Here is a 12,556-nt window from a genome sequence, read left to right as displayed (position 1 = left end):
AACGAAAAAGAGCGGGACTAGCCGCTCTTTGATTGTTCATTTGGCCGTGTATCAACCTAATCGCACTGGCTTCACATTGATATGCTGGCTAAGTACATTGATGGCGGCCGCTTTGTAGCGCGGGTTCGCATCAAGGTTCTCAAATAGCCATTTGCAGCTAAACACCATTTTAATGGCATGCACTTCTGGCACTTTCACTATGGCACTGGCAATGTCTTCCCATGCAAAAGCATCAACGTCACTTCGTGATTCTTCAACAACACTTGGCAAGGCCTCTGGAACGCCTTTTTCAATATAAAGCGCCGTCAACCAAATCCAGTAACGTTGCCAAAGTTCAGCTAACAACGGGCGAAATCTGTCACTGTCACCAAGCACTGTCTGGGTAATGTCCACCAGCGCTTGAAACGCCGTCACGCCATGTAAGGTCGTGAGTGCGGGTTCAAACAGGTACAAGCCAATAGCACGATCACCGATTTCTTGAATTTTCAGCTCGAGATTTTCTTCGGTGATAAAGAAATTCTCCGCCACGGCGATATCGTGAAGCACAGGCTCAGAACACAAACGCTCGCACACATTCAGGCTACCACCTCGAAAACTCAGCTCGGGTTTCGCAGCATGTAATGTCGCCCAATTGTCTTCTGCACTGACCGAGATATTGGTGAAATCAGTGCGCGGCGGCAACATGCGTTTATACAGATCTTCATAACGTATCGCCCAATACGCCAGCGCATCAGCGATCAACCCTTTATCGCCATGCATCATGGCGAAGCTTAATCTGATCAAGGGATGAAACAGTCCCATCGGCAGCGCATATTGCAGCTTATCGAGCGCAGACATGATGTACGCATTTTGATCGTCCGTTGCTTGTAAGCCGTCGAAAAACATACGCTGAAAATCTGCCAGCAGGTTTGCTTGTCCTACATAATCAGGCCAGTTTTCTTGCGTCACCACGCCCTTGTCACGAAGACGCAGATCATCAGTAATTTTTGAGCGATAGCGCGGCCATGCAGCACGAAAATCCCTGATATTTTCATCACTGGCACCCAGTGCTTGCAACGACATAATGGTCATCGGGTAATGATTCGCCATGCCGCCTTTTGTCACACCACCAAGGTTGGGGTGAAACGCGCTGTCTTTCAGCATTTCATCATTTACCAACGCAGATATGTCAGCAGCTGCGTTGAATTGTCGTGTCGCAGTATTTGATGGATTAAATAACATGGTGACTCCTCCTTGCGTTGATAATGTGTTTGTTGCTGTACCTGCCTAGCTAAAATGCTTATCAAAAGTCCACATCTGGTGCGACAGGCACAATGCCGTGCGGATTACGCAACGGACTTTTTGAGTTGTAGCCGCGGCGATACACATCCAGATCGATAGTGCCTCGCACGCCCGGCTGTTTAACCAGTTCTTTCAAATACGCCGAGATATTTGGGTAATCTCGCAGCGCTTTGAGGTTGCATTTGAACGCGGTGAAGTAACCCACATCAAAACGCACCAGCGTCGGCAGCAATCGCCAATCCGCTTCGGTGATCTGATTCCCCAGCAAATACTTGTGATTCCCTAAACGGGTTTCTATTTCCTCCAACGACGCAAACAACGTCGTCACCGCTTCCGTATACGCCTCTTGCGTTCTGGCAAAGCCCGCTTTGTACACGCCGTTATTCACGGTGTTGAAAACCCACTCGTTCATCGCATCAATGCGGTGCGCCAATTTCGACGGATAGAAATTTTGTTTATCACCTGTCACCTCGTTAAACGCACTGTTGAACATACGGATAATCTCAGACGACTCGTTACTCACGATGGTCTGTGTTTTCTTGTCCCACAGCACAGGTACCGTCACGCGACCTGTAAAATCGGGATTGGATTTCACGTAAAGCTGGTGCATCGCATCGAGCCCAAACAGCTCATCAGTAAATCTCGGCGTACTTTTATCAAACACCCAACCTTGATCGGTGCGAAGCGGCGCAACCAGCGACAACCCGACCACATTCTGCAATTGCTTGACGTTGCGATAAATCAAGGTGCGATGCGCCCAAGGGCAATTCAACGCCGCGAACAAATGGTAGCGCCCAGCTTCTGCTTTAAAGCCTGCGTCACCGCTGATGCCTGCCTCTCCCGTTTCCGTGACCCACGAGCGAAATTTCGCCGTGCCGCGTTGAAATCGGCCATTGGCCTTCTCATATTCTTTGGTCTCCAACTCAAGCAATGCATCGTCGGTGAGCCAGCGTCCTTCAACTAATTTCCCCATCACTTCATTCCTTCTCAGCATTGCTTCTCAGCGTTGGCGTATATCACTGGTTGCCAATCTGCTCTCGCCCATGTGGCGTCGTAAAATCCAACGCTGGGCCAATCGGCACAATGCGTGTCGGGTTCACCGTTTCGTGGCTACCGTAGTAATGCGCCTTGATATGGTCGATATGAACCGTGTCAGCAATACCCGGTATTTGATAAAGCTCGCGCAGGTATCCAAACAAATTTGGGTAATCGACAATACGACGGCGACTGCATTTGAAATGCCCAACATAAACAGCATCAAACCGAATCAAGGTGGTGAACAAACGCCAATCGGCCTCGGTTAAAGCGTCACCCAGCAAATAGCGCTGTGTGGCAAGTTTCACTTCCAATGCATCGAGTGCATGGAACACATCTTCTACCGCTTCGTCATACGCTGCTTGTGTGGTTGCAAACCCAGCGCGATATACACCGTTATTGATGTTGGGATAAACATAATCGTTCACCTCGTCGATGGCCTCACGCAGTGCAGTCGGGTAGTAATCGCCTGGCTTGGCGCCCACTTCATCAAATGCGCTGTTCAACATGCGAATGATGTCCGCCGATTCATTGCTCACAATGGTGTGAGTTTTCTTATCCCACAGCACAGGCACAGTCACGCGTCCGGTGTAATCGCTCATCGCCTCGGTATAGATTTGATGCAAATGCGTTTTACCGTTCACGGTATCTGGCACCACATCATCGCCAGGCAAAAACGTCCAACCGTCATCGCCCATAAAGGCACTAACAACCGACACGGAGATCATGTCTTCGAGCCCTTTTAACGCACGAAAAATCAACGTCCGATGCGCCCAAGGACAAGCCAGTGACACATACAGATGGTATCTGCCCGGTTCAGCGTTAAACCCTGCATCACCGCTTGGCCCTGCGCCGCCATCTTGGGTTATCCAGTGACGAAAACTGGGTGCTTTCCGGGTAAAACGTCCGTCTGTCTTGCTGGTGTCATACCAATCGGTTCGCCACTTTCCATCTACTAATAAGCCCATTACCTGTCATCCTTTGCCATCAACTTTCGATGAACAAACAATAATCGACCTCAATACATCAATAAACAGTGAGAACATGAATTGATTATTCTCGATAAGAGAACAATGAGCAGAAAAGAAGGCTCACCTTTTCTCTTGAGTTTTCACATGCCGATGAGGAATACTGGCAGCTATAAAAATCCCCAATAAATGAGCATGCTAGCGATGAAAATTGATTTAACTCGATTGGTCACAGAAAGCCGTAACCCAGCCAGTGCAAACATCGACACACTTTCCACGCTCGATATGCTGGCTGTGATGAATCAGGAAGATCAACAAGTGGCACTCGCTGTCAAAGCACAACTGCCTCACATCGCGAAAGCGGTCGATGCCATTACGACGGCATTTGCCCAAGGTGGCAGGTTGATTTATATGGGGGCGGGCACGTCTGGTCGATTGGGTATTCTAGACGCCAGCGAATGCCCTCCGACATTTGGCAGCAAAGCCGAGCAGGTCGTAGGATTAATTGCAGGGGGTCATCCTGCCATTCTCAAGGCGGTCGAAAATGCAGAAGACAATACAGAACTCGGTGAGCAGGATTTAAAAGATCTTAAGCTCTCAAACAAAGACGTACTTGTCGGTATCGCAGCCAGTGGACGCACCCCGTATGTATTGGGCGGCATGGCGTACGCCAAAACATTAGGTGTCACCGTGGTGGCCATTGCCTGTAACCCACAGTGCGCCATGGTGGATGAAGCGGATATTGCTATCACGCCGATTGTTGGCCCTGAAGTTGTCACCGGATCTTCACGCATGAAAGCAGGAACAGCACAAAAACTTATCCTGAACATGCTCACCACAGGCGCGATGATTCGAAGCGGCAAAGTATATGGCAACTTAATGGTCGATGTAGAAGCCACCAACGCCAAACTGGTTCAGCGCCAAGTCAACATTGTAGTGGAAGCAACAGGCGAATCGTCACAAGCGGCTGAAGCGGCGCTTAATGCCTGCAACCGCCACTGCAAAACCGCCATTCTCATGCTTCTAGCAGGCATTAATGCAGAACAAGCGAAAGCACGATTGGAACAACATGATGGCTTTATCCGCAACGCATTGAACAAACACCAATAACTGCACTCTTTTAGTGCATTCTCGCACTATTTCTGCACAGCTTTGAAGCGAAACGTTTCAAAGCTGTTGTGCCAACTATTCAATCATTCCTTTTTAGTGCAGAACTAAATAACACTATTTCAGTAAGTTATAGAAAAACCGCACTCACTTGGCGCCCCTCTGCCCCTTATTGGAACAATCAGGCATGTTTTGTGCTTTATTGCCCCCAATGGAATTTTGTTCTCATGGAAGTAGAGGAATAACAACGTGGAAAACATCAGCAGCGCGATTCAAACGCTAACAGAAAGCGCGAACACGCTCTTTATCTTGATGGGTGCCATCATGGTACTCGCCATGCACGCAGGCTTTGCCTTTTTGGAAGTCGGCACCGTCAGACATCGTAACCAAGTGAATGCCTTGGTCAAAATCATGTCAGACTTTGGTTTCTCAGCGCTTGCATACTTCTTTATTGGCTACTGGGTAGCCTATGACACCACCTTTTTTAGCAGCGCAGAAACACTCTCCGCCAACAACGGCTATGAACTCGTTAAGTTCTTTTTCTTGATGACATTTGCCGCCGCTATCCCCGCTATTATCTCCGGTGGTGTGGCAGAGCGCGCGAAGTTCACCCCTATGTTAATTGCCGCCGCGGCCATCGTGGCCTTTGTTTATCCTTTCTTCGAAGGCTTAATCTGGAACGGTAACTTTGGCTTCCAAGATTGGCTAGACGCCTCGTTCGGTGCGCCTTTCCATGACTTCGCAGGTTCTGTTGTTGTGCATGCTGTCGGCGGTTGGATTGCCCTCGCTGCCGTTATGATCCTTGGCGTGCGCAAAGGCCGATACCGTGGCGGTAAACTTATCGCTTTCGCACCATCAAACATTCCGTTTCTTGCACTTGGCGCATGGATCCTCACCATCGGTTGGTTCGGCTTTAACGTCATGTCTGCACAAACGCTGGATGGCATCAGCGGTTTAGTAGCGGTCAACACCTTGATGGCGATGGTTGGCGGTATCGTCGCATCACTCATCGTGGGTAAAAATGACCCCGGTTTCCTACACAATGGTCCCCTTGCTGGTCTTGTCGCTGTGTGTGCGGGCTCTGACCTGATGCACCCAATTGGTGCGCTAGTGACGGGTGGTGTTGCTGGCGCCTTGTTCGTTTGGTTATTCACCTTGACCCAAAACCGTTTGAAAATTGATGATGTTTTGGGTGTTTGGCCGTTGCACGGCGTATGTGGTGTTTGGGGTGGTCTCGCCGCCGGTATTTTCGGCTTAGAAGCACTTGGCGGCTTGGGTGGCGTGAGCTTTATGTCTCAGCTTATCGGCACCATTGCAGGTGTTGTGGTGGCCTTCGTGGGCGGTTGGATTGTCTACACCGCCGTCGATAAAGCCGCAGGCATTCGTATGACGGAAGAAGAAGAGTACAACGGCGCAGACTTGGCGATTCACAAAATCGCCTCGACGTCAGAAGACTAATCACGCACCTTGCTGAAGCAGTTTGAAAAGCCCATCTCTGCCTGTGAGATGGGCTTTTTTTGTCGCGGAGAACCCGCGGAAGTAGGAGTACAAACAAGAAACAAATGATTGTGTAGTGAGCTATTTCTGTAAAAAGTGTGATTGATAAAACTTCGGTGTGACGGCGAGTTTCTTTTTGAATTGGCGCTGGAAATGGGCTTGATCAGAAAAACCAAGCTGCAGCGCAACGTCTGAGATGTCTTTGCCCGATTTCAGCATCACTTTGGCGCGCTTAATTTTCTCATCCATCAAATAAGCGTGAGGCGGCAAACCAAATTGACTTTTGAATGCCCGAAGTAGCTGATAGCGACTCATCCCCGCCTCTTCAGCAAGATCATCCAGTTGATGAGTATGATCAATGTCATCGAGCATCTTTTCACGAATGTGAGTCAAATACGGTTGCTGGGCCATTTTCCCAATGTGATCGAGCGCTTGCTTCCCGAGCATCACTTCGATGAACGCGTACAAACAGACCTGCGCCTGCAGTGCACTGGAATCCGCTTGAAGCGCATCGAAAAGAGCTCGGAAGCGTTGTTTGATGAAAGGACTTCGTTCCAAGTCGTTCAAAAATGGTGTGTAATCACTGCTATCGCGTTGAAGGACATCTCGCTGCACATCGCCCATCTTTAACGTATCAACAAACAACATGCTGTAAGACCACGTACCCGCATTGGGGTTACACGCATGGACATCCGCGGGGTTAATCGTCACCACATCACCTTCGCCAATAGGGTGGGTTTGCTGACGATTTCGATAGTACGCATGGCCTTGATTAATGATGCCAAACGAAAACTCATCGTGAGAATGCGCGTCATAACAGGCATGACTTTGGTTGGCGACTCGCAGTTCAACCCAAGGCAACACAGTGCTTTGTTTGAAGCTGGCACTCCCGTCCTTTTTCATCGCAATCCTTTTGCCTGTTTGCCGTTATCACTTAGGTCCATATCATTAGCACAGAAACGGCCAACAACACACCCATCACACGATTAAACTGACGTTGTTGCCTTGGATTCTCGAGACGGCTTGCAAGCACAGTGCCCAGCACAGCCCACACACCCACGCCAATTAAACACAGTACCAATGAGACGCTGGTAAAAATCAGCAAATACAGGTTTTCATCACCACGCCCAAACACAAACAAACTGATTCCTGACATAGCAACTAACCACGCTTTGGGGTTGAGAAGTTGCGTCAATGAACCTATCCACAGTCCCGATCGCGCCGTATGTGAAGCCGCTATTCTTGTCACTGGTGCAGTGAAAATTTTATAGGCTAAGTAAAAAAGATACAGGCTGCCAACGACCTGCATGACCGCTTCAAGTTTAGGTAAAACGTGCAGCAACCCCTGCATCACGTTCCCCGACAGATACACCACAAAGGCATAGGCCAACGATGCGCCCAACACGTGTTTTGCTGCTTCCTTCACGCCCGCGTTTACCGCTGTGCTGGTGGCCAGAATATTCACAGGCCCCGGTGTTACGGCCCCCACAAAGGCGAAGGTCGCCATCGCTAAAATCACACTTCCCATCTACTACTCCCTTTTCAATGAACAGAGAGTATTCGATACCGCAGAAAAGGTATTGAACGATATTGCAGGCGCATACTCACCCGACAGTTATGCCCATTTTTTGAAAAATAATGACTCCATCTATGTTGGCATAAAATGACCTATTTAGTTTATGCATTGAACCGTAAGATTACTTACATCAACTCAATGGAGGCAACATCATGAAACTTAAGCCAATTGCTATCGTATGTTCATCACTCATATTCTCATCGGTTACCTTTGCAGATATCAATCCTGTTGAAAAAGCACTGAGCGTTGAAGGTGCACAAGTCACCTTGCCGGTCCAAGCAGCCAAAGGCGCGTTTTCGCCAGAATTCATCGATGCTGCAAGACAAAACTTGTCCAACTTCCATTGGCAAATGGGTGGCGACCACGCGCTTTACTACAACATGCACATGAGCGAATTTGTGCCGACCGCCGTGTCATCGCCAGCTGAAGAGTACAAGCCATTGGCCCGTAACATTCAGCACCAACTCGACAACTTGCTGGTTCAAACTGATAGTAAAGGCGAACTGACAATGGCGGAGTATCTCGCCGACCCACAGTTTCGCACCCAAGGATTTGTGCTGATCCATGAAGGCAAGCTGGTTTATGAAGCCTATCCCGGCATGAAGCCAACCGATCGTCATATTTGGGCGTCAGCCGCCAAAACGACCGTCGGCACTGTCATCGCCATGATGGTGGAAGAAGGTAAGGTGGACCCTCAAGCGCCGATCACCAACTACGTGCCAGAACTCAAGGGGACGGTATGGGACAAAATCAGCGTGTTGAATGTTTTGAACCATGCCACAGGCCTCGACAATGAAGAAACCGCTGAATCCATCATGAACCCAGATTCCGCCGTTGTTCGTTTCTTTGCCGCAGCATTTGGCTCACCGCGATATGCAACAGGGGAATTGGAAGGCTGGCTTGATGTCGCGAAAGACACAAAAGAGGTAGACGATGAAAATGCCGGCGAGCGTTTCAGCTATGCATCGATGAACACGATGGTATTGACACAACTTATCGAAAACATTGAAGGGGAAACATGGGCGAAAGTCTTTGAAGATCGCGTTTGGTCTAAAGTGACGGCACGGCAGCCTATGTTGACCAACCTTACTCCCGATGGCATGGCCATTTCTGTTGGTCTGATGTCGAGCACCATGGAAGACATGGCACGCTGGGGAGCCCTGTTTACACCAAGCTGGAGTGCGGTCGCCACTGAGCCCGTCGTGTCTCAAGCCGTCATAGATCGCATTCATCAAGGCGGTGACGCCAAGGCATACATCGGCACCACCAAAGAAGCCAGCTCTCAACATGCTTTTAACGAGAAGGCGCAATATAACTCGTATCAATTTGACTACATCTTCGACGATGGTGCGATGGCAAAAAGCGGCAACCTTGGCCAATTCATCTACATCGATCCGGCCAGAGATTTTGTCGGCGTCATGTACTCCAACAACCCTTATCACTCAGGGTTTGGCGAAAACAAAGGTCCAGCACTGATGCGTGCTGCAGCCAAAGCACTCGCTGACAAATAGTCCGTATTCAGGCCACCTTTCCTTTTGCTTCAGGGACGAAGCGCACTTTTAAGAGAAATTAATGATGAAAAAATTTGCGCTAGTCCCTCTCGCTATTCTCCTCGCTGCGCCTGTCTTTGCTCAAGATGGCGACATTATCGACCCAGCAGATGTCACTAAGGTCTACACCCAAGCAGGTGTACTTTTAAGCGGCAACAGTGACATTCAACTTCAAGGCCAAATATCGGGCGGCCTAGAAAATGGTCAACAATTCGCGCTATTGGCCGAAGCGTACTTTAAAGATGAAGACCGAAACGCGAACGATTTTGGCAGTGACTACACAAACTCTCGATTTCAGTACTTCCATGTGTTTGAACCGGGCTTTCACGCTGTCCCCAAGCTTGGGTTTTCCGTTGACTACATCAATACACGCGATGATGCAGCAGGCATGAACAACGATCTGATATCCATTGGAGGTGTCGCGGCGATTAATCCCGCTTACACAGCAGGACTGCTCGTTTTTCCGCGCTTAGGTGTGATCACAGGCGATATCGAATTGACCCAACAAGGCATTGATGATTCCGTCTCCGGCTTCTCGGCGGGGCTCATAACAGCCAAATACCTTGGCGACTCAGGCTCCTACCTTCACTTCACGCCTGAATATCAAAGTGTGTCTGGCGATACGATAGAAATGGACACAGTCTCTTTCAAAGCTGGCATTAATGCGCCCTTAAATAGCGCAAGAACATGGTGGGTAAACACACGTTTTGACTACACCAAAACCTCGCTATCAACGAATAACATAGCCCTACCAAGTGACTGGCAATCTGAAGTTTGGTTTGGTATTCGCAAATACTTTTAAGCTTCCTAATCAATCCGTCAAGGCCTTGCTACTGTCACTCCCATCAGTGGCAGAGGCCTTTTCCTTCTGCTTCTAAGCGGTGCTGGCACTCATTAACATTTGTTGTTGGCGATATTGCGGCGCGGTGAATCCCGTCCACTTTTTGAAAGCACGATTGAAGTTAGCCAGATCGGTATACCCACAATGCCAAGCGATATCGAGCATCGATAGCGATTGATCTTTGAGCAGTTTTTTTGCGGTTTGCTCTCTCGCCGTATCACGCAATTCTCGCATCGTTATGCCATTGTCGCTCAACCTTCTTAACAAGGTTCGCGTTGACATGCCCACCATCTTCGCCAACCAATCCACATGAAAATTAGGCAAGCACGCATAGGTACTCGCCAGCTTTGTCATGCTTTCCATCCAGTGCTCCGACAGCTCTCGATCTTCTACTGCATGAAATCCCTCAGAGACCGGCAATTCAATCGCAGCTATTGGCTGTTGATAGCGAATATCTAATTGCAAGAAAGAGGCTGGAAGCTGATCTTTAGGCGGAGGATTAATACTCATCCACACATGATTGGGTAACCAATTTTCATCAACAAAACGACGACAAAACGCCCCTAGCACAAGTGTTCTAAACCATTCTGTTTGATCAAAACCCGGTGATGTAGGACGATAAGCACTGCGGTGGCAGAGCATCCACTGGTCACCAAATTTTTCTGGCCATACCACCACATGATTACTCAACAGCGGCATCCATGCCATCAAAACATGCACGCCATCATCTATCGAGTCACATGCATCAAGCGCGTCGCTCAACGCCGGAGAAAGCTGGCTAAGGGAAATCAACCGACCCACCTCAATACCAATATGTTCTTTTTGCGATACCACGAGTTTCTGCAAAAAGCGCATCACATTCACCGCAGGCAACCAACATTCTTCGTCAGCAATGCGTTCGGGAATATCGTACTGAGATGCAATCACCTTCCACTCGATCCGGTTTTTGTTGAAATACTCAATAAAAGGCAGCAGATTTTGAGATGACGCTAAGCTCGGTGTTTTAGGCGTTTGATTGGGCATGGTGTGATAAACATCTGGTTAATCGTCTTGTTGGCAATGTGCCATTAGCGAGAAACATTTGAAAGGCAAACTGTCGTCAATTTAACGTTCAGATGGTCAGTCATGCTTTATTGCTGAGTTTCAACGCAGAGCGACTCTGTTTTCAAACCAACGCCGCGGTTGACAGCCAACAACGCTATCTGAACAAGCATCTTGAGGTTGTTTTGGTATAGCGCAAAGCAAAATGTATCCTGACTGACTTATCAGAGCTGGAAATCAACCCATTCCCTGATTTCTCAACTCTTGCTCTGCTCATTGCCCTCAGGGTAATTCCCATTTAACACCCAGAGATATTTAATGTAATCGTCAACATACATTGCGCTTACAAAGCCGAGTGTTGTCTTTCCTTGTTCGTCGGAGAGTTGGAAGCCGTTATCCACTGTTCAGAAGGAACACACACAATCCAGTGTGTTGATACCTCATACCGATAGCGAAGACCTAAAAAACGAAGGACTGAACATGTTGAAAAGAATCGGATACCTATCTCTGCTACTCGCTGCAAGCAACGTAATGGCAGAAACTGCCCCAGCCACCCACCATGCTATTAACTATGAAGGTCGCATAACTAAAGATTATGCCGCTGGCACAGTGCAATTTAATTGGCCAGGTACGACAATAAAAACCCGTTTCATTGGCACGCAGCTTTCCATGAACCTCATTGGCAATGGCGATCATTTCGATGTGCTAATTGATGGTGAGTTCTCACATACACTTATTACCCTCCGCGGCAACACAGAGCAGACGTTTACTTTGCTTGATAGCGATCAGATGAGAGACGTCACCCTAGAAGTGGTCAAACGTACCGAAAACTATGAAACCATGGCGCAGTTAATCTCATTTGATCATGATGGAACACTGAACGGTACGTGGGAAAACCAACCGCATATCTTGTTTATTGGTGATTCTATTAGTGCGGGTTTTGGCAGTGAATCTACCAAACGCGATTGCACATGGGAGGAGGTATATACTTCGTCTAACGCCCGTTTAGCCTTCCCATATCAAACCGGCAAAGCGTTAAATGCAAGCATCACGCAAGTGTCTTTCTCAGGCCTTGGTCTGATTCGTAACTGGGGCGGCAATCAACCGCATCACAACCTCACCGACTATGCCGACAAAGCGGGTGCAATTTTTGGCCGGACATTGGCGTTTGAAGACACCTACCCCAACCTGATTGTGGTGGAAGTGGGAACCAATGATTTCAGTACCGATCCCCAGCCTCATGAACCTTGGAGTGACATCGAAGACGTAAAAGAAGCGTGGACAGATCGCATGGTCGAATTTGTGACGGATCTGAAGTCTCGCTACAACAACACCAGCGTCATTTTGATGCCTCGTCCTGCCTACCCTTACGACGACATTATTCCTGCCACACAAGAAGCCATTGAACGGCTAAATAACCAAGGACAAGACGGCGTGTACAGCCACACCTTTGTTTCGCCACTCGAAGGGTGTATCTGGCACCCAACAGTCAAAGAGCATGCGTCAATTGCGGCGAAGCTAAGTGACTTTATTGCAGCGAATAACCTGCTTTGATGGTGGCATACCATCCATAGGTAAAACCATGGATGAAAGAGCGGCATTGTTGCCGCTCTTTTTTTCCCTTTTTTACATTCACCCGCATCCAATCATTCGATGCCTT

The 12,556-nt window shown here is 48.6% G+C and carries 11 protein-coding genes; 5 read left to right on the top strand and 6 right to left on the bottom strand.

Going from position 1 to position 12,556, the window contains the following annotated elements; genetic code table 11:
- Positions 1 to 51: 51 nt before the first annotated feature.
- The 3 genes from ACED36_RS08580 to ACED36_RS08570 all read right to left on the bottom strand — a co-directional run bounded on the left by ACED36_RS08580 (position 52) and on the right by ACED36_RS08570 (position 3,284).
- Positions 52 to 1,221: a questin oxidase family protein gene (locus ACED36_RS08580; RefSeq protein WP_017005810.1), complete on the bottom strand. Its 1,170-nt coding sequence runs from the start codon at positions 1,219 to 1,221 to the stop codon at positions 52 to 54.
- A gap of 61 nt (positions 1,222 to 1,282) precedes the next feature.
- The gene (locus ACED36_RS08575) at positions 1,283 to 2,254 is read right to left on the bottom strand and encodes a glutathione S-transferase family protein (protein WP_371733116.1); all 972 of its coding nucleotides are present in this window, start codon (positions 2,252 to 2,254) and stop codon (positions 1,283 to 1,285) included.
- Between the two features lie 43 nt (positions 2,255 to 2,297).
- On the bottom strand, positions 2,298 to 3,284 hold the full coding sequence (locus ACED36_RS08570; protein ID WP_371733115.1) for a glutathione S-transferase family protein: 987 nt from the start codon (positions 3,282 to 3,284) through the stop codon (positions 2,298 to 2,300).
- Positions 3,285 to 3,488: 204 nt separating this feature from the next.
- Between ACED36_RS08570 and murQ the strand changes: the two genes are divergently transcribed.
- Positions 3,489 to 4,394: an N-acetylmuramic acid 6-phosphate etherase gene (gene murQ, locus ACED36_RS08565; protein WP_017003131.1), complete on the top strand. Its 906-nt coding sequence runs from the start codon at positions 3,489 to 3,491 to the stop codon at positions 4,392 to 4,394.
- A gap of 246 nt (positions 4,395 to 4,640) precedes the next feature.
- A complete protein-coding gene (locus ACED36_RS08560; protein ID WP_371733113.1) occupies positions 4,641 to 5,849 on the top strand; it encodes an ammonium transporter in 1,209 nt (402 codons plus the stop codon).
- A 120-nt stretch (positions 5,850 to 5,969) separates the two neighbouring features.
- On the opposite strand, the gene ACED36_RS08555 is transcribed toward ACED36_RS08560, so the two are convergent.
- Both ACED36_RS08555 and ACED36_RS08550 read right to left on the bottom strand, forming a co-directional pair.
- Positions 5,970 to 6,791, bottom strand: a complete 822-nt coding sequence (locus ACED36_RS08555) for a helix-turn-helix domain-containing protein (RefSeq protein ID WP_371733112.1) — start codon at positions 6,789 to 6,791, stop codon at positions 5,970 to 5,972.
- Between the two features lie 31 nt (positions 6,792 to 6,822).
- The gene (locus tag ACED36_RS08550) at positions 6,823 to 7,416 is read right to left on the bottom strand and encodes a LysE family translocator (protein WP_016960002.1); all 594 of its coding nucleotides are present in this window, start codon (positions 7,414 to 7,416) and stop codon (positions 6,823 to 6,825) included.
- Positions 7,417 to 7,616: 200 nt separating this feature from the next.
- Between ACED36_RS08550 and ACED36_RS08545 the strand changes: the two genes are divergently transcribed.
- Together ACED36_RS08545 and ACED36_RS08540 are read left to right on the top strand one after the other, a co-directional pair.
- Positions 7,617 to 8,975, top strand: coding sequence for a serine hydrolase domain-containing protein (locus ACED36_RS08545; RefSeq protein ID WP_371733110.1), 1,359 nt, complete (start codon positions 7,617 to 7,619; stop codon positions 8,973 to 8,975).
- A 64-nt stretch (positions 8,976 to 9,039) separates the two neighbouring features.
- Positions 9,040 to 9,816: a hypothetical protein gene (locus ACED36_RS08540; RefSeq protein ID WP_026024272.1), complete on the top strand. Its 777-nt coding sequence runs from the start codon at positions 9,040 to 9,042 to the stop codon at positions 9,814 to 9,816.
- Positions 9,817 to 9,888: 72 nt separating this feature from the next.
- Here the strand turns inward: ACED36_RS08540 and ACED36_RS08535 are convergent, their stop codons facing one another.
- The gene (locus tag ACED36_RS08535) at positions 9,889 to 10,878 is read right to left on the bottom strand and encodes an AraC family transcriptional regulator (protein WP_016959999.1); all 990 of its coding nucleotides are present in this window, start codon (positions 10,876 to 10,878) and stop codon (positions 9,889 to 9,891) included.
- Between the two features lie 498 nt (positions 10,879 to 11,376).
- Between ACED36_RS08535 and ACED36_RS08530 the strand changes: the two genes are divergently transcribed.
- Positions 11,377 to 12,450, top strand: coding sequence for a GDSL-type esterase/lipase family protein (locus ACED36_RS08530; RefSeq protein ID WP_371733109.1), 1,074 nt, complete (start codon positions 11,377 to 11,379; stop codon positions 12,448 to 12,450).
- The last annotated feature ends 106 nt before the right edge of the window (positions 12,451 to 12,556 follow it).

It is taken from the genome of Enterovibrio sp. FF113, from assembly GCF_041439165.1.
GTDB lineage: Bacteria > Pseudomonadota > Gammaproteobacteria > Enterobacterales > Vibrionaceae > Enterovibrio > Enterovibrio norvegicus_A.
Note: the sequence above shows the minus strand (reverse complement) of the source record. Positions and strands in the feature narration are given on the sequence as shown.